This window comes from Ruegeria sp. AD91A, assembly GCF_003443535.1.
GTDB lineage: Bacteria > Pseudomonadota > Alphaproteobacteria > Rhodobacterales > Rhodobacteraceae > Ruegeria.
Genome location: NZ_CP031946.1, coordinates 2,453,251 through 2,476,129, shown reverse-complemented (window position 1 = coordinate 2,476,129; position 22,879 = coordinate 2,453,251). Strand labels below are relative to the sequence as shown.

The window sequence follows — 22,879 nt, the reverse complement described above, 5'->3', positions numbered from 1 at the left end:
CAGGATTTCGGTGGTTTCCCTGGTTCGTCGCGCGGCTTTGTCCGTGCTTCTCATGTCGTCGGTCGCAGTCCCGGCCTATTCGGAATCGAGTGCCGGATCATATCTGGCCGGGCGACAGGCGATTTACGAAAGCGACTATTCTGCCGCTGAACGGTACTACGCTCAGGCCCTCAGGTTTGATCCCCAAAATGCGCTGCTGCTGGAAAGTGTTGTAGTTGCCCGCATCGCTTTGGGGGAAGTGGCCCGCGCGCTGCCTGTCGCCCAGCAGATCGAGAAAGCCAACTTGCCCAGCCAGGCTGCGCGAATGGTGATATCGGTCAATTTGATTGCCCAGGGAAAATTTGACGAACTACTGGCCCGTGACCCTGAAACACAGGGTGTCGGTCCTCTTGTTGATGGCCTGATGATCGCCTGGGCTTATCTGGGACAAGGTGAGATGACGAAGGCGATGGATCAGTTCGATTCTGTCGCCACTCAGGATGGCCTCAGGGAATTCGCGCTTTATCACAAGGCGATGGCATTGGCGTCTATCGGTGATTTCGAAGGCGCAGAGGCGATACTTGCGGACAATGATGGAACGGTTGCCCGATTCTCGCGTCGGGCTGCGTTGGCCCGCACCGAGATTTTGTCGCAGCTTGATCGCAACGAGGACGCCATTCAGTTTCTGGACGAGGTGTTTGTGGCAGGCAGTGACCCGACCATCGAGACCTATTTGAGCCAATTGGAAGCAGGAGAAACCTTGCCGTTCACTCATGTCCGATCCGCTCAGGACGGCATGGCCGAAATATTCTTTACCGTCGGTGCCGCGTTGAACAGCGAAGCTTCAGCCGACTATGTTCTGCTGTACACACGCTTGGCCAGTTTCCTGCGGCCCGATCATGTGGACGCCATTTTGCTGAGTGCAGATCTGCTGGAAACCTTGCAGCAATATGATTTGGCGGTTGAGGCGTACCGTCTGGTCCCAGCGGACAGCAACGATCACCACGCGGCCGAATTGGGCCGGGCCGAAGTTTTGGACCGTTCTGGAAAAACCGATGCCGCCGTCGAAGTGTTGCAAAACCTGGCTGCGCAAAACCCCGACTTGCCGGGTGTGCACGTCGCTTTGGCAGACCTGCAGCGGCGACAGGAAAACTATGCGGCCGCGGTGGCCTCTTACGACACTGCGATTGCCCTGACGGATAGTGCAGCGGGTGGGAACTGGTTCCTGCATTACGCGCGTGGAATCAGCCATGAAAGGCTGAAGCACTGGGATCAGGCCGAAGCTGATTTTCGCCGGGCGCTGGAGCTGAACCCGGATCAGCCCCAGGTTCTGAACTATCTGGGTTATTCGCTGGTTGAGCGCAAAGAAAAGCTGGGCGAAGCGCTGGACATGATCGAACGCGCTGTAGCTGCTCGTCCGGATAGCGGCTACATCGTGGACAGTCTGGGCTGGGTTCTGTTCCGTCTGGGGCGTTACGACGAGGCCGTCGAACACATGGAGCGTGCGGTTGAGCTGATGCCGGTCGATCCGGTGGTCAATGATCATCTGGGTGACGTCTATTGGGCTGTCGGGCGCGCACGTGAGGCCGAGTTCCAGTGGAGCCGCGCCTTGTCCTTTATCGACCCGGAAGATGCCGATGGCGAAGCTGATCCCGAACGCATCCGGCGCAAGATCGAAGTCGGGCTGGATGCCGTCTTGGCCGAAGAAGGTTCGGAGCCATTGAAAGTCGCCAATGGAAATTAAGGCGTTTGCGCCCGCCAAGATCAACCTGACCCTACATGTCACAGGCCATCGTGAGGACGGTTATCACCTGTTGGATTCGCTGGTGGTTTTCGCTGATCTGGGTGATCAGCTGACATTCAGACCCGGTCCAGAGCTGTCTTTGGATATGCGTGGCGAGTTTGCCGATGGAGTACCCTCAGACCGCCGAAATCTGGTCTGGAAAGCGGCTGAGGGCGTTGGTTGGACCGGGCATATCGACCTGAGCAAATCTCTGCCGCATGGGGCGGGCATCGGGGGTGGCTCTTCGGATGCTGCCGCAACACTTGGGGCTTTGGTAGGGCAGGGTTGCGACATCCCGCCAGAGCTGCCGTTGACACTGGGGGCAGATGTACCCGTCTGCCTGAAGGGCCGGGCGATAAGAATGCAGGGCATTGGCGATCGGTTGGCGGCGGTGAACCTTCCGCACCTGCCCGCCCTTTTGGTCAACCCGAATGTACAGGTGCCGACAGGTACCGTTTTCGACGCGCTAGCGTCCAGAGACAATCCGCCGATGCCTGAGGTTATCCCGGATTTTGCAAGCGCTGACGATTGCGCCCAGTGGCTGGGCGAACAGCGCAATGATCTGCAAGTGCCTGCCATGGGTGTTGCGCGTGAGATTGAACAGGTGCTGGACGAGCTGAACATGACCAATCGCGCTCTGGTGGCGCGCATGTCAGGGTCAGGATCAACTTGCTTTGCGCTTTATCCGACGATGAAAGATGCGCATTTCGCGGCTTATGATATCGGCGCAGCCCATCCCGATTGGTGGTGCCGTGCCACGCAGCTTAACTGAGGCGCGAAACCACGTAGTCGGCCAGTTGGCGCAGCAGACTGCGAACTTCGTGGTCAGGCAATACAGCCAAAGCGGTTTTGGCTTTATTTGCCCAATCTAAAGCATCTTGCCGGGTTTCTTCGAGCGTGGCGTATTTGTTCATCAGACCCAGCGCGTGATCCAGATCACCGTCCTGCTGCCGGCCCTTTTCAATCGTACGCTCCCAAAAGGCGCGTTCTTCCGGCGTGGCTTGCGCCACGGCTTTGATGACAGGCAGGGTCAGTTTCCGTTCACGGAAGTCATCGCCAACGTTTTTTCCGGTCGTTTTGCTGTCGCCCTGATAATCCAACAGATCATCGGCAATCTGGAACGCGATGCCCAATGAATCGCCATAGTCGAAAAGCGCTTGGATCTGCTCTTCCGAGGCGCCTGCGATCACACCGCCCACCTCGGTTGCGGCCGAGAACAATGCCGCCGTCTTACCACGCACAACCTGTAGATAAACGTTTTCATCCGTACGCAGATCGGTTGCGGCTGTCATTTGCAGCACTTCGCCTTCGGCAATTGTTGCAGAGGCATTGGCAAGGATGTCCAGAACCCGAAGCGAACCCGTTTCGACCATAAGCTGGAAACTGCGTGAAAACAGGTAATCGCCAACCAGAACACTGGACTTGTTGTCCCACAGCAGATTGGCAGTCGGGCGGCCGCGTCGCTGCGCGCTCTCATCCACTACGTCGTCATGCAGCAGGGTGGCGGTGTGAATGAACTCGACCGTCGCCGCAAGGCGCAGGTGGTGGTCGCCGGAATAGCCAAACAGGCGTGCTGCGGCCAATGTCAGCATCGGGCGCAGGCGTTTTCCACCGGCTTCGACCAGGTGCTGCGTCACTTCCGGGATACGTGGCGCATGGTCCGACGCCATCCGCGTACGGATCAGCCCGTTCACGGCCTCCATCTCGCCCGCCAGAATTTCGGCCAGGCGCTCATGCGGTTTCGAGATCATGTCGACGGTCATCACACTCCTGATACAAGGCTCGACTTCCGCCTCGCCTTGCCCTTACATCCATCCCCATGAAAGAACTATTGCGCAGTACCGATCCGACGATCCTAGCCTTTGCATCCGCTCTCCTTGAGGGCGAGGATATAGACTGCTTTCAGATGGACGTAAATATGAGCATCCTCGAAGGCGGTATCGGAATCTTTCCCCGACGTCTGATGGTTCGGACCGAAGACCTTACCCGAGCCGAGCGCGTGATGCGCGATAACGAGATCCCGCTGGGCCGATGACGCGCTTCAAAGACAGTGAACTGACGTGCAACGATTTCCTGGGTGGTCGGGTGCGATTGCTGCAACCTGCGTCAGGTTACCGCGCCGGGGTAGACCCTGTTTTGCTGGCTGCATCCGTCCCTGCCAAGGCCGGACAGTCCGTGCTGGAGCTGGGATGCGGCGCGGGGGCTGCCATTCTGTGCCTGTCCGCGCGGGTACCGGGGCTGCAAATGGTTGGGGTCGAATTGCAGCCTACCTATGCAGATCTGGCGCGCCGAAATTCGGAAATCAACGGCTTTGATATGGACGTGATTGAGGCAGACCTGACCGCTTTGCCTGATGATGTTCGACAGCGCCACTTTGATCACGTTATTGCGAACCCGCCCTATTACCGTGCAGGGGCGCATAGCCCCGCCTGTGACACGGGGCGGAGCATTGCCCTGGGCGAAGAGACTCCGCTGATCGACTGGATCGCCGTGGCGGCCAAACGCCTTGCCCCTCGGGGGTTTCTGCACATGATCCAAAAAGCTGATCGTCTTCCCGATATGCTGACGGCCTGTCAGGGGAAGCTGGGTTCAATGGAGGTGCTGCCGCTCAGCGCGCGGGCGGGCCGCCAGGCCGAGTTGGTCATCCTGAGCGCCCGCAAAGGGGGACGCGCGGCATTTCGCCTCCATGCGCCTTTGATTCTGCACGCAGGTGAGCGCCACGAAAAAGACGGTGAAAGCTATACCGAGGCGGTCTCTGCCGTGCTTCGGCAGGCCGCCCCTTTGCCTCGGATCTGATGCCATCGGCAATGACCAGCCGAATTTGTCGGATTTATTACAGATTCTGTGCGTCTGCAGCGTGACAGTGTGGAAACGATGTGGTCAAATTCTTACGTGACATACAGACACGTAAACAAGGAGGATCGCAATGAGCGTGAGCGCACATCTGACGGAACTGAAGAAAAAGCACGAATCTCTCGGTCTAGAAGTGGAACAAGCCCAACGCTCGCCAGGCATCGATGATCTCCACATAGCTCAGCTGAAAAAACAGAAGCTCAAGCTGAAAGAAGAGATCGAGCGCCTGTCTGCTTAAGTTTTCAGGCTTGCGCGGGCCGCTATCAAGGCCCCGCCGGTAATCAGGAAAGCCGCGATCGCAAGCCCCCAAGATGGGGCGGCGATCCCGGCCGCCACCAAAGCTAGGGTCGACAATAACGGGGCCGCATATGATGAGGTTCCGAGGATTTGTATGTCGCCTTGCTTTACACCAATATCCCAGACGTAAAACGCCAACCCGACTGGTCCAAGGCCGAGTGCCAGCACCGACGCCCAGCCCAGTGCCGTATCGGGTAATACAGTGTCTTCCACCGCCAGGTGCAGCAGCCCCGAGGCGAGCGCAGCCGCAAGACAGAATACCGCCACGGAACTTGTCGGCGTGCCCTCCAATTTGCGCGATAGAACCGAGTAGCCCGACCATGTCAGTGCGCAGAGCAAAGCCAACGCATACCCCGGCAGGTATTGGGCCTGAAAGCCTGCACCGCCGCCTCCGGCGATGATCACAGCGGCCCCGGAAAACCCAAGACAGGCGCCGATCAGGTGACCGATACGCAGATGTTCACCTGGCAAAAGTCCCGACAAAAGCACAATGAGCAGAGGCCAGAGATAAGCGATCAGCCCAGCTTCGGCAGCCGGTGCCATGCGCAGAGCTGAAAAATACAGCGCGTGATAGCCAAATAAGCCCAATGCGCCAAAAAGGTAAGTTGTCCAGGGGACCTGCTTCAAACCGCTCAGACCACCTGTTGCCGCCGCCCAGATCAGTCCAAGCGCCCCGCCGATCGAAAAACAGATCGTGTTCAGCAGCAGCGGCGGCGTGGGTGCCGACCCAACAGTGAACAACGCCAGTAAGGCCCACAGCAAGACGGCCACGAAACCTATGGCCGTTGCACGCATTTTGGTCATGGGGAGGAAACCTCTTCAATCGGAACGATTTTGAACTCATCCGATATATGCGCGGTTTTTTCAATCTCGGCCAGGAACCAATCGCGAAACGCTGCGATCTGAGGTTTGTTTTCAGCCCCCGGCAGGCAAAGAAACCGGAACCGGCCTAGGGTTTCCAGGGCCACTTTGAAAGGCGCAACCAAGCGGCCTTCGGTCAAGTCCTTGAGAATCATGGCGCGCCGCCCCAGTGCGACGCCAACCCCGGCAACAGCCGCGTCAATCGCGTGATCAGCATTAGAAAAATGTGCGCCATGGGTCGGAGTAAAGTCCATTCCCACGGCACGGAACCAGGCGGGCCAATCGCAGGGCGGAGTCAGAAAACTGATCGAATCGTCATGGATCAACGGCGCCTCTTGAAGGCTTTCCGGCGTGGTGAATTGTTCCGCAAGTTCCGGGGTCATGACAGGGGTCAGCCATTCCTTTCTGACGGGAACGGAATACAGCCCGTTATCGGCCGAATTCCCGAACCGGATGGCGACGTCCACGTCGTCTCGCTCCAGATCCATGTTGCGCAGTGTGGCCGAGAACTTCAGATCGATCTCGGGATGCGCCCGAGCAAATTCGTAGAGCCGTGGCGCCAACCACTTGGCGGTCAAAGCTGGACCTGCAGTGACGGTCAGGCTTGTGCCATCTTCCTGTCTGCGCACTGCGCGCCACGCGGATTGCAATGTGGCAAACCCTTCTGCCGCACCGGGCGCGAGGGCACGGCCCGCCTCGGTCAGTTCTACGGCGCGGTTCAGGCGGCGAAACAGCGGCCGTCCAAGGTGTTCTTCTAGCGATTTGATCTGAAAGGACAGGGCGGCTGGCGTCACATGCAGCTCTTCCGCCGCCTTCGCGAAAGACATGTGCCGGGCTGCGGCGTCAAAAGCGCGCAGCGCGGTCAGCGGTGGAAGATAGTCGCTCATAGTGAAGTAAATCTTAACTGATGATCCAAGAAAGCTCGTTTGTCTCTTTCTTTCGTAACCTTCATATTCACATCAGGTCAAATAAAACTGATTTGAAAAGGAGACTGCCATGATCGAGATGACGACAAATCCCGCCGCCCAAATGGCGATCCTGCGCGCCCATCAAGAGCGCAGCCGGGTGGTCTGGCAGTTTTGGGGATGGGTATTCGGTTCCCGCTGATCGCAGCGCGCGCGATCTTACGGGATTACAAAGGGCCGGCCCAAAGGGACCGGCCCGCTTTTTCTTTCCAAGTCTGGATCAGACGAAGAATTGCGCACCGTTGGCCGAAATCGTCGAGCCGTTGATGAACTGCGAATCATCCGAGGCCAGGAAAACCACACAACGCGCAATTTCCTCTGGCTCACCCAGACGTCCGGCCGGGATCTGGCCGATGATGGACTCGCGCACTTTCTCAGGCACAGCCATGACCATTTCAGTTGCGATATAGCCGGGGCAGATTGCGTTGGCAGTGATGCCCGCTCGCGCGCCTTCCTGCGCCAGAGACTTCACGATGCCCAGATCGCCCGCCTTGGTCGCAGCATAGTTCACCTGAGCGAATTGGCCTTTCTGACCGTTGATCGAGCTGATGACGATGACACGACCGAACTTGCGCTCGCGCATGCCGGGCCAGACGGGGTGTACGGTGTTGAAAACACCGGTCAGGTTGGTGTCGATCACGTCCTTCCACTGGTCGGGGGTCATTTTGTGGAACGGAGCATCGCGGGTGATGCCTGCGTTGGCGACAACGATATCGATGGGGCCAACCTCGGCTTCGACCTGTTCGATGCCTGCTTTGGATTCGTCGTAATCGGCGACATTCCACTTGTAGGTCTTTATACCGGTTTCTTCGGTGAATTTTGCGGCGGCTTCGTCATTCCCTGCATAGGTGGCCGCAACGTTATACCCTTCGGCTTTGAGCGCCTTGGAAATTGCTGCGCCAATGCCGCGGGAACCGCCGGTTACGAGTGCTGTTCGTGCCATTTATGACTCCTTCAATTTTAGTCGTCTTGGTAATGCTGTTACTCTGAGAGATGATCGTGCGCAATATTGTTTCGTCATGAATTTCAGATTCCGGGCGGCAATATCGTCGCATCCAAGAGGTAGAACCTCAATGTAACAAAAAAGGCGCCCAACTGGGCGCCTATTTCTATTTGATTGTCAAAGCGCTTAGTCGCGCTCCACACACAGGGCAACGCCCATGCCGCCGCCGATGCACAAGGTCGCCAGACCCTTTTTTGCATCGCGACGCTTCATTTCGAACAGCAAAGTGTTCAAAACACGGCAGCCCGAAGCGCCGATCGGGTGACCGATGGCAATCGCGCCACCGTTTACGTTCACGATCGACGGATCCCAGCCCATATCCTTGTTCACGGCGCAAGCCTGTGCGGCAAAGGCTTCGTTGGCTTCTACCAGATCCAGATCGTCAACCGACCAGCCTGCTTTTTCCAGCGCTTTGCGCGACGCGTAGATCGGGCCGACACCCATGATCGATGGGTCCAGACCGGCGGTCGCGTAGGATGCGATGCGTGCCAGAGGTTCGATTCCACGCTTTTCGGCGTTTTCGGCTGACATCAGCAACGTGGCCGCAGCGCCGTCATTCAGGCCGGATGCATTGGCCGCGGTGACAGAGCCGTCCTTGGTAAAGGCCGGGCGAAGCTTAGTCATGGCCTCCATTGTTGCGCCGTGGCGAATGTATTCGTCCTTGTCCATCACGATGTCGCCCTTACGGGTCTTGATGGTGAAGGGCACGATTTCGTCTGCGAATTTTCCGGCTTTCTGAGCAGCTTCTGCCTTGTTCTGCGAGGCGACGGCGAATTCATCCTGCGTCTCGCGGCTGATCTGCCATTTTTCAGCAACGTTCTCGGCAGTCTGACCCATGTGATAGCCGTTGAAAGCATCCCACAGACCATCGCGGATCATCGTGTCGATGTATTTCATGTCGCCCATCTTGTGACCGGCGCGCAGGGCGGCAGCGTGGGGTGACAGAGACATGTTTTCCTGGCCACCTGCAGCGACGATTTCCGCGTCGCCCAACTGGATATGTTGAGCGCCCAATGCAACGGCGCGCAGGCCCGAGCCGCAAACCTGATTGATACCCCATGCGGCGCTTTCCTGTGGCAGGCCGGCATTGATATGCGCCTGACGCGCGGGGTTCTGGCCTTGGGCGGCAGTCAGAACCTGACCCATAATGGTTTCGCTGACTTCGCCTTTTTCTACTCCGGCGCGCTCGACAACTGCTTCCAGGACGGCAGCGCCCAGATCATGGGCAGGGGTGTTCGCAAACGAACCACTGAAGCTGCCGACACCTGTTCGTGCGGCGGATGCGATTACTACGTTGGTCATATGATCAGTCCTTTACCGTCATGGGCCAGCGGAATTTCTGACGGCGCAGGTCAAGAGGTGTCCTCTCGAAACAAGAGCGCCCCGTGATCCCCCGCTCAAGTACTCTTGCAATAGCGTAATGCTGCACTTGCAGCAACGGGCAGCTTGTCTCAGTGTCTGAAAAGACATTAAAATGTCGGTCAAAAGGCGTTCAACTGCCTGTTTTTGATTTGTTTTCCTGCTTCCAGGGTTCCGCGACACTGGGTGCGCCAAACAAGAACCCTTGCAGGCAATCCACACCACTTGCGACCAAAAACGCGGCATCCTCCTGCGTTTCAACCGATTCGGCTGTGACCAGAATTTCAAATTCACGGGCCACCGCGATCAGGGCCCGCACCAATGTCTGGTTGTCAGGATTGTTGCTGATACCCCGCACAAACTGGCCATCGATTTTCGCCGCGTCGAACAGAAATTCGCGAAAATGGCGGAAGCTGAAGTTGCTGGCACCAAAGTCATCCAGCGCAAAAGCGATGCCGCGACCCTGCAATCGGTCCATGAAATCGACAACCAGCTCAGGTACCTGCATGGCTGAGCTTTCGGAAATCTCGAGAATCAACCGTTCGCCCAAGCCGGCATCTCGTTTCAAAAACCTGTCCAGTATTCTGGACCAGTTGGAATAACCGATTGAGCGAGCAGACATGTTGATCGACAGACGAATATCCGGGTTCTTTGCCAAAGTACGCAGCCCGAGTTCCAGCGCCACGCAGTCGAGTTCGCGGCCGATAGGCGTGTTTTCAACCTGAGGCATGAACTCGCGCGCCGGGATGACGCGACCGGTTTCGTCCAGAACCCGAATGAATCCTTCGTAAAACGCGACGCCACGTGGGGCGTGCGCTTGGATCACGGGCTGAAAGGCCAGCTTGCACTGCTTATGCTTCACTGCATCGGTTGCCATCTGCACGACCGAGCGATCCCGTGTCGAAACTGCCGCGTTCAACGGGCTGTCCGACCCCTCAGGCAGATGTGCCAGTCTTTTGTTTCCCATACGCGCGGATTCCCATGTGACCGGGACAGGTGTCCGGTCACAATCTCGGGGCAAAGAGATGAATCTGGAGTTAAGGGTTCAGAAAAAAATCTGCGGCACGGTCTCAGCGGGCGGATTGCCACGCGCGCGCCAGTGAAGCTGCTGCACCAAGTATCGCGCCCATTGCACCAAGGGCCATCATTGCAAAACCAAGCGCAATCAGGGTTGCAACAGCGCCGCCAAGGGCTGCGAGCATGGCAATCATCAAGCCGAACAACCCAACAAAGGTTGAAATGGTTGCCAAACGGTTCATGCCGACCCTCGCTCACTCTTACACTACGTCTATCGACCGATATGGCGCACAAAGACCAGATTTCAAGGTACAAGCAGGCTTTAGTCAGCAGGTTCAGGCCTTTTCTGCTTGTCCGCTGGGCAACTTTCGGTCCAGATTCTCAAAACCGGGCGTTCCGCGATCTTCTGGATGGCGCGTCAGATGCTTGGCCTTGATCTGTTCCGAATTATCCCGGCTACCATCGTGGCTGTACCCCGGTGGGGCGAAGCAATAGGCCAACCGCTGGCGCAGGGTCAGCCCGGGCTGCGTGGCATCGTTCCAGATGCCGACCCATTCGTGAAACGCAACGCGCAGCGGGTTGAACGTGCCGATATTGTGAACCAACCCGTAATCTACCCGGTCGTTTTCCTGTTCTGGCACAAAAGTGCCAAACATCTTGTCCCAGATGATGAACACCCCGGCATAGTTGCAATCCAGATAGCGCGCGTTGCGGCCATGATGGGCGCGGTGATGGCTGGGCGTGTTCATTACTGCCTCGAACCAGCGGGGCATCTTGCCGATGGCTTCGGTGTGAATCCAGAACTGATAGATCAGATTGAGGCCACCGACGAACAAAACCATCGTCGGATGGAACCCAAGCAGGATCAGTGGAGCGCGTACGACCATCATGAAGGTGAATGTATAGGTCCATGTCTGCCGCAGTGCGGTCGTTAGGTTATAGTGCTGTGAGCTGTGATGGTTTACGTGGCTGGCCCAGACCCAGCGGATGCGATGGCCAAAGCGGTGGACCCAGTAATAACGCAGATCATCCAGGACAAAGCACAGGATGATAACGGGAATTGATGTACCCAGGTTCATCGGAGTGATCTGCCACAGCCACATGAAAAACACATAGGCAATAAAGCCCAGCAAAAAGCCCGACGCGATGTTTCCAGCACCCATTATCAATGAGGTTACCGCATCGCGTGTTTCATAACGCCCGCCTTTGCCTTTGACTGCGATCCACAGAAACTCAGCCAGAATCGCTGCGATGAAAAAAGGAACGGCCCATTGTACCACATCGGGAAAACTAATCTGGTTTGTCATGCGGGCTCCATCAGGTAACGCCAGTGATGGCGTTCGAATTCGTCCAGTCGGATGAGTGTTTTGGGTGCCGAGAATTCGTGAAACAGAATCTCATAACCTTCCGGATGATCCAGAAGGTCATAGTCTAGCAGATGCCGGGCAACGGTGTCGGCCCCGAAGGACCAAAGCAACCCATTGCCCGTACTGGTGCGCACCACCGCGGCGTGGCCATCATGGGAAACCGTGACGTCGACCACATCATCGTCCGGAAAGTGACGTGCCCATTGTGAGCGTGCCGTGTCGGGCGTCAGCATCACCTGCTGCGACCTGCCGGTGAGATGCAATAACAGGGTGACGCCAGCTATGCCGCCGACGACCAGCGCCAATAGAATTTCAAGTGGCATTCCATCCTCCTGAGCGTAGAGTGCAAAGGAGTTGAAACTCTGTCAAAGGTGGCGTGACGTCAGCTGTTTTCCAGCCGTTCCAGTATCTCGTGTTGCACCACACGTTCGACGAAAGGTACCAGCCCTTCGGGGCCGGATGCCCGGTCCTTCAGGTGGATGCAGATATCCGGGCGGCGGGCGGCAATTATGCCCACCATTTCACCGCGGATCGTGTCGTCAAGTCCCGCGCCCAACATGGCGCAGGCAATCCGGGGCTCGGCATCCAGCTGTTTTCGAACCTCGTCGGTGTCATGTGCACCCAGCCACTCTATCGGCAGGTGATCCAGTTGCCGCGCCACATCTCCGATCACATTTGGCAAGCGTCCGATCAGCAGTACGACGGATTTCATCATTGCCTCCATTCCAAACAATATGCCTGCCCTGCCCGGCAGGGCAGGAACAGTATATCATGAGATTGACAGGGGGTGATGCCTTTAGTTGTTGATCGAATAAATGGTTGTTTTGCCCTTGCCTTTTTCACGGGTCATTCGGGCAGTGTCCCCGTCAGTTTCCCAAAGCTGACAATCCGTGCCCAGTGCCTTGCCGTCCAATACCCCGTTTCTGCACCAGAATTTTTTGTTCCAGACCCAGGTTCCGCTGAACTTTTTCCCGCTTTTGAGTTTGGCTGAAATCGTGCCATCGGCATTCGCGACAAAAACATTGCCTTGTTCGTCGGTCAGCTTTTTTCCAACAATATCTGAATTGAACTGCTTTGCGGTCTTGACCCGTTTGTAGTCGGCATGTGCGGCGCCAGCGATTGCCAATGTGCCTGCAACAGCAAGGAATAGAATCGTATTTTTCATAAAAAAAGCCTCCCACTCTTAATACGTGGGAGGATACCACAACTCCGCGAATTTTTCTAAATGCGTTAACTTTCAGCGCCAACGAGCGTCGAGATAATCGCCTTCGCACTGTCCGAGTTCCATTCCGCGTCGCCGATCAGCCGGGCGATTTCCTGCCCTTTGGGGTTCAGGATGACTGTGATCGGCAACGCGATCACGCCAAACTCACGCGCAGCTGCCGAACTGGGGTCTTGATGACGGGGCAGGTTGGCGATGCCGTTTTCTTCAAAGAACTTTTTGATACCGGCAGGTGAATTGCGACCCGTGGCCAACGTCAGAACCTGAAACTTGTCGCCGCCGAATTCTTCCTGAAGCTCGGCAATCTGAGGCATTTCCTTGCGGCAGGGCGCACACCAGGTGGCCCAGAAATTCAGCAACACATACTTGCCCTCGTAATCAGCAAGTGTTCCGACACCGCTGTCGTCTTCCAGTTGGAATTCAATCGATTTGGCGGGTTTCGGTTCCTTGTGCAGGATCAGACGTTTCAGGCTGTCTTCCCGCAGAGGGGCGAGCGTCTCGGCATCGGTTGCCAAAGCGGCGTTTGCACCCAGCGCAAGGGCCATATAAAGGGGGATCAGACGAAATAGGCGCATATCAACTCCGGGTTTTCTTACATGACCGATCAATCCTCGAACCAGATGTGGGGCGGCCGCTTTGCCGCCGGTCCAGACGCGATCATGGAGGCGATCAACGCCTCGATCGGGTTCGATCAGCGGATGGCAGCCCAGGACATCGCAGGCTCGCGCGCCCATGCGGCCATGTTGGCTGCCACAGGCGTCATAAGTGATAGTGACGCTGAAGCCATTCGGGAAGGGCTGCTCACCGTTTTGTCAGAAATCCAGAACGGAGAGTTTCAGTTTTCGACTGCGCTGGAAGACATCCACATGAATGTCGAGGCGCGCCTGAAAGAGATCATCGGCGAGCCCGCAGGCCGGTTGCACACAGGCCGGTCGCGCAACGATCAGGTCGCAACCGATTTCAAGCTGTGGGTCCGCGATCAGCTGGACGCGGCTGAATCCGGCCTGTTGGCCCTGATCCGCGCGCTTTTGGCGCAGGCCGAGGCCGGGGCCGATTGGGTTATGCCGGGTTTTACCCACCTGCAAACGGCGCAGCCGGTGACTTGGGGCCATCACATGATGGCCTATGTCGAGATGTTTGGCCGTGATTTGTCCCGCGTTCGTGACGCCCGCGCCCGGATGAACGAATCCCCGCTGGGCGCAGCTGCGCTGGCTGGCACATCGTTTCCGATCGACCGTCATATGACGGCTGAGGCGCTGGGCTTTGACCGCCCCGCTGCCAACTCGCTAGACGCCGTTAGCGACCGGGATTTCGCGCTGGAGTTCCTGTCGGTGGCCTCGATCTGCGCCATTCACCTGTCGCGCTTTGCCGAAGAGCTGGTGATCTGGTCCTCGGCTCAATTCCGCTTTGTCACCCTGTCAGATCGCTTCTCGACCGGATCATCGATCATGCCGCAGAAAAAGAACCCCGACGCGGCCGAACTGATTCGCGCCAAGGTGGGACGGATTTTTGGGGCCAACACGGCGCTGATGATGGTGATGAAGGGCCTGCCGCTGGCCTATTCCAAGGACATGCAGGAAGACAAGGAACAGGTCTTTGACGCCGCCGACAACTGGATGCTGGCGCTGGCGGCGATGGAAGGCATGATCAGGGACATGACGGCCAACCGCGCCAGCCTAGCCGCTACGGCTGGTTCGGGTTTCTCGACGGCGACCGATCTGGCCGACTGGTTGGTGCGCGTACTGGGCCTGCCGTTCCGTGATGCGCATCATGTGACTGGATCTCTGGTGGCAATGGCCGAGAACAAGGGCTGTGACCTGCCGGATCTGACGCTGGATGACATGCAGTCGGTCCATGCCGAGATCACAAAGGACGTCTACTCTGTCCTTGGTGTCGATAATTCTGTAAACTCACGCCAGTCCTATGGTGGCACGGCCCCGGATCAGGTCCGTGCTCAGGTTGAACGATGGAAGGCAATCGTGTGATGACCGCGCTGCGTGCGAGCCTGTTTATAGTTTTCGGCCTGATACTGGCCGGATGCGGAGCCGATGGCGAGCCCGTTCAGCCCGCGCCCGCACAGCCAACTGTCAGTGCGACAGTTGGGGTTGGCTCAAGCGGAGCGTATGTTGGCGGCGGTGTGGGGCTGAGCCGTGGACCGCTGGGTATTTACCTGGGATTCTGAGCCATTTTCATATTGCGCATCGGTTTTTGATCTACCAACGCGAGGTGGCATGTCGATGCGCGTGTCATCCAAAGAAAAGATACTGAAATGAGAACACTAGGACTGTTTCTGGTATTTGCGGTTTTGACGGCTTGCGAACCTACATCGGCAAGACGCCCGGAACCTGCGGCCGAACCCAAGCAATCGGGCACCGGAGTTTCGATCTCGGGCTATGGCCGGGTTGGAGTTTCAACCCGAAATTAAACCTGGTCGATGGGTTCGGAATCCATTGATTCGAAGCCATCTTCTGGTCTAAGCGCGCAGGTATGGATCATTTTCTCTACCGCGACGGCGCGCTTTTCGCCGAGGATGTCCCTGTCTCCGAAATCGCTGCTGCGGTCGGAACGCCGTTCTATGTCTATTCCACCGCAACCTTGCTGCGGCATTTCCAGCTGTTTGACGATGCGCTTGACGGCACGGACCACCTTGTCTGCTACGCGATGAAAGCGGCCAGCAATCAGGCGATCCTGAAGACCCTGGCGCAGGCAGGCGCGGGGATGGACGTGGTCTCGGGCGGTGAGTACCTGCGGGCCAAGGCGGCGGGAGTTCCGGGAGAAAAAATAGTGTTCTCGGGTGTAGGTAAAACGGCGGAAGAGATACGTACGGCGCTGACCGGCGGCATTCGTCAGTTCAACGTCGAATCCGAGCCCGAGATGGAAGTGATCAACGCCATTGCACTGGAATTGGGTGTGGTTGCTCCGATCACTGTCCGGGTGAATCCTGATGTGGATGCCAAGACCCATGCCAAGATTGCGACCGGCAAGTCCGAGAACAAGTTTGGAATACCGATTTCCCGCGCCTCGGAAGTCTATGCGCATGCGGCCAGACTGCCCGGGCTGGAGGTGATCGGCATCGACGTCCACATAGGCTCGCAACTGACCGAACTGGAGCCGTTCGAGCTGGCCTACACGAAAGTGGCCGAACTGACCGAGCAGTTGCGGGCTGAAGGCCACAACATCCGCCGTCTTGATCTGGGCGGTGGATTGGGCATCCCTTATACCCGCTCGAATGACGCGCCGCCGCTGCCGGTGGAATATGGCGCTTTGATCAAGAAGACACTGGGCCATCTGGGCTGTGAGATCGAGATAGAGCCGGGTCGCCTGATCGCAGGCAATGCAGGGCTGATGGTCAGCAAGGTGATCTATGTGAAGTCGGGCGAAGGCCGTGACTTCCTGATTGTCGACGCCGCCATGAATGACCTGATCCGTCCGGCAATGTACGAAGCGCATCACGATATTGTCGCGGTACAGGAGCCGGCGGCAGGCGTGGAACAGCAAGCCTATGACATCGTCGGCCCGGTTTGCGAATCCGGTGACACTTTTGCCAAGCAGCGCAACATGCCGCCGCTGAAATCGAGAGACCTGATCGCCTTCCGCAGCGCGGGTGCCTATGGTGCGGTGATGGCCAGCGAGTACAATACCCGCCCGCTGATCCCCGAGGTTCTGGTCAATGGCGATCAATTTGCAGTCATTCGTGAACGCCCAAGCTTTGACGAAATCATAAACCGCGATACCATACCTACGTGGCTTTGACGCGATAACCGCGCGGGCCAAACCCCGGAGGCCCGTCTTGTCCGACCGTTCCAACCTGCCCATTCCGCGCCTGTCCCTGTGGCTGACCCATGTCGGCATGGTGGCCGAACAGGTGCTGCGCGCATTCTGGCCGGTGTTCTCGATTGTACTGGTTCTGCTTGCGGCGTTGATGCTGGGGCTTCAGGACCACGTTTCGGTGGAAATCGTCTGGGGTGCCGGTGCGCTGGCGTTTTTGTCGCTTTTCGTGGCAGTTGCTCTAGGCCTGCGAAAGTTCAATCTACCCTCGCGCGCGGACGCTCTGATACGTCTGGATGAGACTCTTCCAGGCCGGCCGGTTCAGGCCTTGTTGGATGATCAGGCCATCGGTGCGGCCGATCGGGATTCCGTGGCGCTATGGCAAGCGCATAAAACCCGGATGGCGCAACGGGTCGCGACGGCCGAGCCTGTCAAACCAGACCTTCGGTTGGCATCGCGAGATCCGTATGCGCTGCGCTACGCGGCATTGCTGGCTTTTGTCGTAGCGCTGGTTTTCGGCTCTTTGTGGCGCGTGGGGTCGGTGGTGGATATGGCACCGGGTACTGCAGCCGCCGGGCAAGGACCGACTTGGGAAGGATGGGTTGAACCACCCCGTTACACGGGCCTTCCGACGCTGTACCTCGCGGATCAAACGGATGCGGAGCTTTCCGTGCCCAAAGGCAGCCGCATTACCTTACGGCTTTACGGCGAGGTTGGCGCACATAGCCTGACCGAAAACAGCTCAGCCCTGGGCGTCGAAGCTGCGACCGACCCAGAGCAGGAATTCGTGGCCGAACGCTCTGGTCAATTGCGCATCGACGGGCCTTCGGGGCGGGAATGGGTCGTTGATATCATTGACGACACGGCACCACAGATAGCCGTGGCCGGATCGGCTGAGGCCGAGGCGGGCGGGCAGATGAAGCTGCCATTCGTCGCAGGAGATGACTATGGTGTGGTTTCAGGTTCAGCCCGGATTGAACTGGATCTGGCTGCCGTTGATCGCCGTTATGGTCTGGCAGCAGAGCCCGAACCACGGGAAGCCATCGAGATTGAACTGCCGATGCCGATCACGGGCGACCGGGCGGACTTTGCCGAAGATCTGATCGAGGACTTCTCGCAACACCCCTGGGCGCATTTGCCGGTCCGGATCACTTTGATGGCTACGGACGCGGCGGATCAGCAATCTTCCTCCGAACCACATGTGACCGACCTGCCGGCCCGACGGTTTTTTGATCCGTTGGCTGCTGCGGTGGTCGAACAACGGCGTGATCTGCTCTGGTCGCGCTCCAACGCGCCTCGCATCGCGCAACTGCTGCGGGCTGTGTCTCATCTGCCAGAGGACCTGTTTCGTTCGGACACTGCCTATTTGCGCTTGAGGGTCGTACTGCGGCGGCTTGAGACCTTTGATCAATACGGGTTGAAACCTGAACAGCAGGCAGAGATCGCTCAGGCACTCTGGGATCTTGCCGTGTTGATCGAGGATGGCACGCTGGCGGATGCGCTGGAACGAATGCGCCGCGCGCAGGAACGTCTGACCGAAGCGATGCAGAACGGGGCCAGCGACGAAGAAATCGCGGAACTGATGCAGGAATTGCGCGAAGCGACGCAGGATTACCTCCAGCAGTTGCAGCGGCTGGCTCAGCCCAATGGCGAAGATGGCGAGCGTCAGCCCGGCCAGAACGGCGAATCCCTGCAAATGACGCAGGATGACCTGCAACGAATGATGGACCGCATTCAGGAACTTATGGAACAGGGCCGGATGGCCGAGGCCCAGCAGGCATTGGAAGAGTTCCAGCAGATGATGGAAAACATGCGTGTGACCCAGGGACAGGGTCAGGGCCAGCAGTCCGAGGGTCAGCAGGCCATGGAAGGATTGGCGGAAACCCTGCGCGAACAGCAAGGTCTGAGCGATCAGGCCTTCCGTGATTTGCAGGAACAGTTCAACCCCGGCGCCCAATCCGGTGAAAGCCAGGGCAATGAGGGGCGCAACGGCGGGCAGGGCCGGGGGCAAAGCCACGAAGGTCAGGGCGGTCAGGGGGAAGGCTCGGATCAGGCTGGCGAAGGCCAGCAGGGTCAAGGTTCACTTGCGGATCGTCAGCAGGCTCTGAGAGATGAGCTGGGCCGCCAGCAACAGGGGCTGCCCGGCGCAGGCACACCCGAAGGCGACGCTGCGCGTGAGGCGCTTGACCGGGCCGGGCGTGCGATGGACGAGGCGGAACAAGCCCTGCGCGGTGACGATCTGGCGGAAGCCATCGATCAGCAATCCGAAGCCATGGAAGCGTTGCGTGAAGGCATGCGGTCGCTGGGCGAGGCGATGGCGCAGAACCAGCAAAACCAACCGGGTCAGGGAACGCAGGATGGCGATATGCAAGCCAATAACCGCGATCCACTGGGCCGAAACCCGGGTGCCGCCGGTTCGATTTCAACGGATGAGAATCTGCTGCAAGGCGAAGACGTGTACCGCCGGGCGCGGGAACTGCTGGATGAAATCCGACGCAGAACCGGGGAATCGGACCGCCCCCAGATCGAACTGGAATACCTGAAACGTTTGTTGGAGCGGTTCTAGACCTTAGTTCTGGGTGCCCGACCCAACCTGTGCTTCAAGCCAGATTCGCGCCTGATCCACAAGTGACACATATGAACTGAGCAACGGTTCGGTCTGGGGGATCACCTCGCTGATCTGTTGGGCATTTCCATAGATCAGATACAGAATCACGCCGATGATCAGCATCAGCGCAAAACCGCGTAAGAACCCTCCCGATTTGCGCGGTGTTTGCGCGGCCTCTTCCGGCTCATCTGATCGCATAGAGGAATTGATTGCCTCGACATCCGGTAACGCGTCTTTCTGCCCGGCATCAACCGCGGTTTCCGAAGCTGAAGGCCGTTTGGGTCGTACCTTGGGCTCTGGCGGCGTATCCAGCCCCAGATCGGGCTGGCTCTCAAGGCTACTGCCTTCCTGCGACCGAAGTTCCGCTTCGCGAGCAGCTTCTTCTTTCAGAATGCTGGCAACGGAAGGATCGACATTTCCGGTGGACGCAACGGGTTCGTCAACTTCGGGCTCATCTTCGGATACCACCTCTTCAACGGGTTCCGGTTTGGCATCCTGCTGAGCTTCGACCACGTCGGACGATGCGTCATCCGGTTCAGGCCCTTCTGATTTGTCGTCTGGTGTGCTTGCGGGCTCCGTGGGGTGCTTCGCTTGAAACCAGGTCTGATCGCAGTTGGAACACTGCACGTCGCGGCCTTCCTCGGGGATGACCTCGTCAGGAACCTCGTACTGCGCACTGCAATTCGGACATGTAAGACGCATGCTGCCTCCTCAGCCGGGTGAAGGGCCGATAATAGTTTTTTCAGGAATGATATTCCGTTAAGACCCAACAGCAAAGAGCGTTTTCGGTTTCACGGGTCAAGTGTCACCAATTGGACTCGGTAGAGCCATTGAAACCAAGACCATGCTCGGGCAAGAAGAGCGGCAAAATAATGGGGGCACGTGTGATCGAGCTGGAAAATGTCAGCTACACCTACGGTGGCGGTGAGTTGCTGAGCGATGTCTCGGTGCAATTGCAGCCGGGTTCGTTTCACTTTCTGACCGGGCCTTCCGGGACGGGTAAGACCACGCTACTCAAGCTGTGTTATGGCGCCTTGCTACCAACTTCGGGGCGGTTGAGCGTGTTTGATCAGGATATTTCAGCCCTTGATCGCGACCAGCTGGCGGTACTGCGCCGCCGAGTGGGTGTCGTGCATCAGGATTGTCAGTTCCTTGACCACATGACGCTCGCCGAAAACGTCGCGTTGCCTCTGATGGTGTCCGGGCGCGCGGAATCATCCGAGCAGGACAACCTGAGCGAACTGCTCAGCTGGGTGGGTCTTGGAGCTAGGCTTGAAGCCCGTCCACCCGAACTGTCCGGAGGCGAACGCCAAAGGGCTGCTCTGGCGCGCGCCGTTATCCTGTCCCCTGATGTGGTTTTGGCGGATGAGCCGACAGGAAACGTTGACTGGGAGATGTCGCAACGGCTGCTGCGTCTTCTGATTGAGTTGAACCGGATGGGCAAAACCGTCCTGATCGCAACCCATGACCTGAGCCTGATCCGCGCGGCCAAAAGCCAGGTGCAGGCGCGTGTCTTGCGTATTTCGCAGCGCAAGCTGCAACTGGCGGGGGCGGATCTATGATCAGCCCTGACCTGCGAAATCTGTTGCGTGGCGACAAGCGGGCAGACCGGGTTGTTCCCCCAACGGGATACACGGCGCACCTGACCCTGTTTGTCGCGGGTGCGATGGCGTTTCTTGCAGTATTCGCTTTGGCCCTGTCTCTGGCGTCGGGGCGCATTGCAGATCGTTGGGCTTCGGAGCTGGCCGGAGCCGCAACCCTGCGCATCAACGCGTCCGCGGAACAGCGCGCAGCCCAGACCGAGGCTGCGTTGACGGTTCTTAGCCAAACGCCCGGCGTGGCCTCGGCCCGTGCTTTGACGCAGGAAGAGCAGGCGGCGTTGCTTGCCCCGTGGTTCGGGCCGGATCTGCCGCTGGATACGCTGCCCGTGCCGCAACTTATAGAGATCATTGAAACCGAACCGGGCATTGATGTGGCCGGGTTGCGTTTGCGGTTGGGGGCAGAGGTGCCGGGCGCCGTACTGGATGATCATTCGCGATGGCGGGAACCTCTGGTTGATGCGGCGATGTCCCTGCGTCGTCTGGGGTGGATTTCGATCCTGCTGATCGGCGGTGCGACCGCGGCCATGATTACCCTTGCCGCCAATGCCTCGCTTGCCGCCAATGCCCAGATCATCGAAGTGCTGCGTCTGGTCGGCGCACGCGACGGGTTCATAGCGGGGGCATTCGTAAGGCGGTTCACATATCGCGCGTTTTTCGGGGCTTCGGTCGGTACATTGCTGGGGATGACAGGTGTTCTGTTGTTGCCCGAAGCCTCGGACACAGGCGGTTTTCTGACCGGCGTGGGCTTTCAGGGCAAAGACTGGGTGTTGCCGGTACTTATCCCGATCCTTGGTGCCATGGTCGCGTTTTTTGCCACCTGGGCTGCGGCCCGACGCAAATTGAAGGAGCTTTCCTGATGTTGATGGCTGTTCAATGGGTCCGGTCGTTGATCTTCATGATCGTGATCTACGCCTGGATGCTGATCCTTGGCATTGTTTTCCTGCCCTACGCGCTGTTTTCCAAGGCTGGCGCCCTGAAGGCGTGCAAGACCTACGCGCGCAGTACGATGTGGCTGGCCCGCTGGATGGTTGGCATCCGGTGTGAAGTGCGAGGTACAGCCCCAACGAATGAGGTGGTCATAGCGGCAAAACACCAGTCATTTCTTGATATCATCATGATTTTCGATGCCATTCCGCACGGCAAGTTCATTATGAAGCGTGAGCTCTTGTTTACGCCCGTCATTGGCATGTATGCACGACGTCTCGGCTGCATTCCTGTCAATCGTGGCAAGCGCGGTGCCGCCGTGGCCAAGATGGTCAAGGATGTATCGAAGGAGTTCTCGGAACCCGGTCAGCTTGTGATTTACCCGCAAGGAACACGCGTGGCGCCCGGCGCAAAGAAGCCCTACAAGGTTGGAACCTCGGTTCTTTACGAAGGGCTCGGTTTTCCCTGCGTTCCGGTCGCAACGAATGCCGGCGTCTTCTGGCCCCGCACAGGTGTCATGCGCATACCGGGCCTTGCGATCGTGGATTTCCTGGACCCGATCGAGCCGGGTGTTGGTCGGGACGACTTCCTTGCCCGGCTGGAAGAGGTGATCGAAACACGTTCTAACGAGTTGATGCGGGAAGTGGGGTTTGATCCGGATGGAGCACATTAGTGACATTGAAACGCTTGAAGCGTTGTATGGTCGGCCCGGCGCGCCGTCCTTGCGAAAGGTCGTTCGTCAACTGACGCCTCTCTATCGCAAGTGGATTCTCGCATCACGCCTCTGTGTTCTCAGCACCGTTGGTCCTGAAGGTGTGGATGGCAGCCCTCGGGGTGATGATGGCCCGGTGGTGAAAAAGTTGGATGAGAATACGCTGGCGCTACCGGACTGGCGCGGCAACAACCGTCTGGACAGTCTGCGCAATATCGTACGCGACCCACGTGTTTCGCTCATGTTCTTTGTTCCGGGGTCCAACAACGTCGTTCGGGTGAATGGGTTGGCGTTTGTAACGGTCGATGAGGGGCTGCGACATCAATTTGAAAAGGGCGGCAAACGCCCGGCGACTGTTATCGTCGTTAAAATCGCCGAGATTTACAGCCAATGTGCCCGTGCTCTGATCCGGGCGCGTATCTGGTCCAGCGGTGATGAAAGCGGCAATCTTCCCACGATAGGTCAGCTTCTGTCCGAGGCATCAGGTGGTGCGGAAGGCGGCGCGCAATATGACGAGGAATGGTCTGCACGCGCCGCAAAAACGATGTGGTAGATCTGGG

At 58.1% G+C, this 22,879-nt stretch carries 27 protein-coding genes and 1 pseudogene; 15 read left to right on the top strand and 13 right to left on the bottom strand.

Features of this window, described 5'->3' with window-relative positions; genetic code table 11:
• Positions 1-52: 52 nt before the first annotated feature.
• Genes D1823_RS12375 through D1823_RS22290 form a run of 3 tightly spaced genes read left to right on the top strand, consistent with a single transcriptional unit; the run spans position 53 to position 2,634 of the window.
• Positions 53-1,723, top strand: a complete 1,671-nt coding sequence (locus tag D1823_RS12375) for a tetratricopeptide repeat protein (RefSeq protein WP_162896829.1) — start codon at positions 53-55, stop codon at positions 1,721-1,723.
• Entirely contained in the window at positions 1,713-2,534 is an 822-nt protein-coding gene (locus tag D1823_RS12370) for a 4-(cytidine 5'-diphospho)-2-C-methyl-D-erythritol kinase (RefSeq protein WP_117870417.1), read from the top strand. The genes D1823_RS12375 and D1823_RS12370 overlap by 11 nt, the downstream gene beginning before the upstream one ends.
• The gene (locus tag D1823_RS22290; RefSeq protein ID WP_371415278.1) at positions 2,461-2,634 is read left to right on the top strand and encodes a hypothetical protein; all 174 of its coding nucleotides are present in this window, start codon (positions 2,461-2,463) and stop codon (positions 2,632-2,634) included. The genes D1823_RS12370 and D1823_RS22290 overlap by 74 nt, the downstream gene beginning before the upstream one ends.
• Positions 2,635-2,739: 105 nt before the next feature.
• Here D1823_RS22290 and D1823_RS22285 read toward each other — a convergent pair.
• Positions 2,740-3,354: pseudogene (locus tag D1823_RS22285) on the bottom strand (polyprenyl synthetase family protein); the annotation flags it as partial.
• A gap of 227 nt (positions 3,355-3,581) precedes the next feature.
• Here D1823_RS22285 and D1823_RS12360 point away from each other — a divergent pair.
• The 3 genes from D1823_RS12360 (at position 3,582) to D1823_RS12350 (ending at position 4,853) form a co-directional block, all read left to right on the top strand.
• Positions 3,582-3,797, top strand: a complete 216-nt coding sequence (locus D1823_RS12360) for a DUF2007 domain-containing protein (protein WP_117870413.1) — start codon at positions 3,582-3,584, stop codon at positions 3,795-3,797.
• Positions 3,794-4,558 carry a tRNA1(Val) (adenine(37)-N6)-methyltransferase gene (locus D1823_RS12355; RefSeq protein WP_117870411.1) on the top strand — a complete coding sequence of 255 codons (765 nt, stop codon included), beginning with the start codon at positions 3,794-3,796 and terminating at the stop codon, positions 4,556-4,558. The genes D1823_RS12360 and D1823_RS12355 overlap by 4 nt, the downstream gene beginning before the upstream one ends.
• Positions 4,559-4,688: 130 nt before the next feature.
• Positions 4,689-4,853, top strand: coding sequence for a YdcH family protein (locus tag D1823_RS12350; protein WP_083445267.1), 165 nt, complete (start codon positions 4,689-4,691; stop codon positions 4,851-4,853).
• Here D1823_RS12350 and D1823_RS12345 read toward each other — a convergent pair.
• The 11 genes from D1823_RS12345 to D1823_RS12295 form a co-directional block, all read right to left on the bottom strand.
• On the bottom strand, positions 4,850-5,716 hold the full coding sequence (locus tag D1823_RS12345) for a DMT family transporter (RefSeq protein WP_117870409.1): 867 nt from the start codon (positions 5,714-5,716) through the stop codon (positions 4,850-4,852). The genes D1823_RS12350 and D1823_RS12345 overlap by 4 nt on opposite strands.
• A complete protein-coding gene (locus D1823_RS12340; protein WP_117870407.1) occupies positions 5,713-6,660 on the bottom strand; it encodes a transcriptional regulator GcvA in 948 nt (315 codons plus the stop codon). The genes D1823_RS12345 and D1823_RS12340 overlap by 4 nt, the downstream gene beginning before the upstream one ends.
• Before the next feature lie 298 nt (positions 6,661-6,958).
• Positions 6,959-7,681: an acetoacetyl-CoA reductase gene (gene phbB, locus D1823_RS12335; RefSeq protein ID WP_117870405.1), complete on the bottom strand. Its 723-nt coding sequence runs from the start codon at positions 7,679-7,681 to the stop codon at positions 6,959-6,961.
• A gap of 186 nt (positions 7,682-7,867) precedes the next feature.
• The gene (locus D1823_RS12330; protein WP_117870403.1) at positions 7,868-9,043 is read right to left on the bottom strand and encodes an acetyl-CoA C-acetyltransferase; all 1,176 of its coding nucleotides are present in this window, start codon (positions 9,041-9,043) and stop codon (positions 7,868-7,870) included.
• Between the two features lie 190 nt (positions 9,044-9,233).
• Entirely contained in the window at positions 9,234-10,067 is an 834-nt protein-coding gene (locus D1823_RS12325) for an EAL domain-containing protein (protein ID WP_117870401.1), read from the bottom strand.
• 103 nt (positions 10,068-10,170) lie between these two features.
• Positions 10,171-10,359 (bottom strand): hypothetical protein, encoded by a 189-nt coding sequence (locus D1823_RS12320; RefSeq protein ID WP_117870399.1) that lies wholly within the window; start codon positions 10,357-10,359, stop codon positions 10,171-10,173.
• Positions 10,360-10,452: 93 nt separating this feature from the next.
• The gene (locus D1823_RS12315; RefSeq protein ID WP_117870397.1) at positions 10,453-11,424 is read right to left on the bottom strand and encodes a sterol desaturase family protein; all 972 of its coding nucleotides are present in this window, start codon (positions 11,422-11,424) and stop codon (positions 10,453-10,455) included.
• Positions 11,421-11,807 carry a hypothetical protein gene (locus tag D1823_RS12310; protein ID WP_117870395.1) on the bottom strand — a complete coding sequence of 129 codons (387 nt, stop codon included), beginning with the start codon at positions 11,805-11,807 and terminating at the stop codon, positions 11,421-11,423. The genes D1823_RS12315 and D1823_RS12310 overlap by 4 nt, the downstream gene beginning before the upstream one ends.
• A 59-nt stretch (positions 11,808-11,866) precedes the next feature.
• On the bottom strand, positions 11,867-12,196 hold the full coding sequence (locus tag D1823_RS12305) for a hypothetical protein (protein ID WP_117872873.1): 330 nt from the start codon (positions 12,194-12,196) through the stop codon (positions 11,867-11,869).
• A gap of 84 nt (positions 12,197-12,280) precedes the next feature.
• A complete protein-coding gene (locus tag D1823_RS12300; RefSeq protein WP_117870393.1) occupies positions 12,281-12,649 on the bottom strand; it encodes a hypothetical protein in 369 nt (122 codons plus the stop codon).
• Positions 12,650-12,714: 65 nt separating this feature from the next.
• Positions 12,715-13,281: a TlpA disulfide reductase family protein gene (locus D1823_RS12295; RefSeq protein WP_117870391.1), complete on the bottom strand. Its 567-nt coding sequence runs from the start codon at positions 13,279-13,281 to the stop codon at positions 12,715-12,717.
• 21 nt (positions 13,282-13,302) lie between these two features.
• Here D1823_RS12295 and argH point away from each other — a divergent pair, with 21 nt between their 5' ends.
• From argH to D1823_RS12275, 5 genes are all read left to right on the top strand, one after another.
• Positions 13,303-14,691 carry an argininosuccinate lyase gene (gene argH, locus D1823_RS12290; protein ID WP_117870389.1) on the top strand — a complete coding sequence of 463 codons (1,389 nt, stop codon included), beginning with the start codon at positions 13,303-13,305 and terminating at the stop codon, positions 14,689-14,691.
• Positions 14,673-14,888, top strand: coding sequence for an argininosuccinate lyase (locus D1823_RS12285; protein WP_371415277.1), 216 nt, complete (start codon positions 14,673-14,675; stop codon positions 14,886-14,888). Before argH ends, D1823_RS12285 begins: the two co-directional genes overlap by 19 nt.
• An 87-nt stretch (positions 14,889-14,975) precedes the next feature.
• Positions 14,976-15,131 (top strand): hypothetical protein, encoded by a 156-nt coding sequence (locus D1823_RS21925; protein WP_162896828.1) that lies wholly within the window; start codon positions 14,976-14,978, stop codon positions 15,129-15,131.
• 62 nt (positions 15,132-15,193) lie between these two features.
• Complete coding sequence (lysA, locus tag D1823_RS12280; RefSeq protein ID WP_117870387.1) at positions 15,194-16,459, top strand: diaminopimelate decarboxylase; 1,266 nt, start codon at positions 15,194-15,196, stop codon at positions 16,457-16,459.
• Positions 16,460-16,496: 37 nt separating this feature from the next.
• A complete protein-coding gene (locus tag D1823_RS12275; protein WP_371415276.1) occupies positions 16,497-19,040 on the top strand; it encodes a TIGR02302 family protein in 2,544 nt (847 codons plus the stop codon).
• Between the two features lie 3 nt (positions 19,041-19,043).
• On the opposite strand, the gene D1823_RS12270 is transcribed toward D1823_RS12275, so the two are convergent.
• Positions 19,044-19,784, bottom strand: coding sequence for a zinc-ribbon domain-containing protein (locus D1823_RS12270; RefSeq protein WP_117870386.1), 741 nt, complete (start codon positions 19,782-19,784; stop codon positions 19,044-19,046).
• Positions 19,785-19,966: 182 nt separating this feature from the next.
• Between D1823_RS12270 and D1823_RS12265 the strand changes: the two genes are divergently transcribed.
• From D1823_RS12265 to D1823_RS12250, 4 genes are read left to right on the top strand one after another with little or no spacing between them, the layout of a single operon-like run.
• A complete protein-coding gene (locus D1823_RS12265) occupies positions 19,967-20,644 on the top strand; it encodes a cell division ATP-binding protein FtsE (RefSeq protein ID WP_117872870.1) in 678 nt (225 codons plus the stop codon).
• Complete coding sequence (locus tag D1823_RS12260; protein WP_117870384.1) at positions 20,641-21,540, top strand: ABC transporter permease; 900 nt, start codon at positions 20,641-20,643, stop codon at positions 21,538-21,540. The genes D1823_RS12265 and D1823_RS12260 overlap by 4 nt, the downstream gene beginning before the upstream one ends.
• On the top strand, positions 21,540-22,280 hold the full coding sequence (locus D1823_RS12255) for a 1-acyl-sn-glycerol-3-phosphate acyltransferase (RefSeq protein ID WP_117870382.1): 741 nt from the start codon (positions 21,540-21,542) through the stop codon (positions 22,278-22,280). Before D1823_RS12260 ends, D1823_RS12255 begins: the two co-directional genes overlap by 1 nt.
• The gene (locus tag D1823_RS12250; protein WP_117870380.1) at positions 22,267-22,872 is read left to right on the top strand and encodes a pyridoxamine 5'-phosphate oxidase family protein; all 606 of its coding nucleotides are present in this window, start codon (positions 22,267-22,269) and stop codon (positions 22,870-22,872) included. Before D1823_RS12255 ends, D1823_RS12250 begins: the two co-directional genes overlap by 14 nt.
• Positions 22,873-22,879 lie beyond the last annotated feature (7 nt).

Coding starts and splice junctions, on each gene's coding strand:
- D1823_RS12375 (WP_162896829.1), top strand. CDS start 53: ATGTCGTCGGTCGCAGTCCCGGCCTATTCGGAATCGAGTGCCGGATCA.
- D1823_RS12370 (WP_117870417.1), top strand. CDS start 1,713: ATGGAAATTAAGGCGTTTGCGCCCGCCAAGATCAACCTGACCCTACAT.
- D1823_RS22290 (WP_371415278.1), top strand. CDS start 2,461: ATGCGCATTTCGCGGCTTATGATATCGGCGCAGCCCATCCCGATTGGT.
- D1823_RS12360 (WP_117870413.1), top strand. CDS start 3,582: ATGAAAGAACTATTGCGCAGTACCGATCCGACGATCCTAGCCTTTGCA.
- D1823_RS12355 (WP_117870411.1), top strand. CDS start 3,794: ATGACGCGCTTCAAAGACAGTGAACTGACGTGCAACGATTTCCTGGGT.
- D1823_RS12350 (WP_083445267.1), top strand. CDS start 4,689: ATGAGCGTGAGCGCACATCTGACGGAACTGAAGAAAAAGCACGAATCT.
- D1823_RS12345 (WP_117870409.1), bottom strand. CDS start 5,716: ATGACCAAAATGCGTGCAACGGCCATAGGTTTCGTGGCCGTCTTGCTG.
- D1823_RS12340 (WP_117870407.1), bottom strand. CDS start 6,660: ATGAGCGACTATCTTCCACCGCTGACCGCGCTGCGCGCTTTTGACGCC.
- phbB (WP_117870405.1), bottom strand. CDS start 7,681: ATGGCACGAACAGCACTCGTAACCGGCGGTTCCCGCGGCATTGGCGCA.
- D1823_RS12330 (WP_117870403.1), bottom strand. CDS start 9,043: ATGACCAACGTAGTAATCGCATCCGCCGCACGAACAGGTGTCGGCAGC.
- D1823_RS12325 (WP_117870401.1), bottom strand. CDS start 10,067: ATGGGAAACAAAAGACTGGCACATCTGCCTGAGGGGTCGGACAGCCCG.
- D1823_RS12320 (WP_117870399.1), bottom strand. CDS start 10,359: ATGAACCGTTTGGCAACCATTTCAACCTTTGTTGGGTTGTTCGGCTTG.
- D1823_RS12315 (WP_117870397.1), bottom strand. CDS start 11,424: ATGACAAACCAGATTAGTTTTCCCGATGTGGTACAATGGGCCGTTCCT.
- D1823_RS12310 (WP_117870395.1), bottom strand. CDS start 11,807: ATGCCACTTGAAATTCTATTGGCGCTGGTCGTCGGCGGCATAGCTGGC.
- D1823_RS12305 (WP_117872873.1), bottom strand. CDS start 12,196: ATGAAATCCGTCGTACTGCTGATCGGACGCTTGCCAAATGTGATCGGA.
- D1823_RS12300 (WP_117870393.1), bottom strand. CDS start 12,649: ATGAAAAATACGATTCTATTCCTTGCTGTTGCAGGCACATTGGCAATC.
- D1823_RS12295 (WP_117870391.1), bottom strand. CDS start 13,281: ATGCGCCTATTTCGTCTGATCCCCCTTTATATGGCCCTTGCGCTGGGT.
- argH (WP_117870389.1), top strand. CDS start 13,303: ATGACCGATCAATCCTCGAACCAGATGTGGGGCGGCCGCTTTGCCGCC.
- D1823_RS12285 (WP_371415277.1), top strand. CDS start 14,673: ATGGAAGGCAATCGTGTGATGACCGCGCTGCGTGCGAGCCTGTTTATA.
- D1823_RS21925 (WP_162896828.1), top strand. CDS start 14,976: ATGAGAACACTAGGACTGTTTCTGGTATTTGCGGTTTTGACGGCTTGC.
- lysA (WP_117870387.1), top strand. CDS start 15,194: ATGGATCATTTTCTCTACCGCGACGGCGCGCTTTTCGCCGAGGATGTC.
- D1823_RS12270 (WP_117870386.1), bottom strand. CDS start 19,784: ATGCGTCTTACATGTCCGAATTGCAGTGCGCAGTACGAGGTTCCTGAC.
- D1823_RS12260 (WP_117870384.1), top strand. CDS start 20,641: ATGATCAGCCCTGACCTGCGAAATCTGTTGCGTGGCGACAAGCGGGCA.
- D1823_RS12255 (WP_117870382.1), top strand. CDS start 21,540: ATGTTGATGGCTGTTCAATGGGTCCGGTCGTTGATCTTCATGATCGTG.
- D1823_RS12250 (WP_117870380.1), top strand. CDS start 22,267: ATGGAGCACATTAGTGACATTGAAACGCTTGAAGCGTTGTATGGTCGG.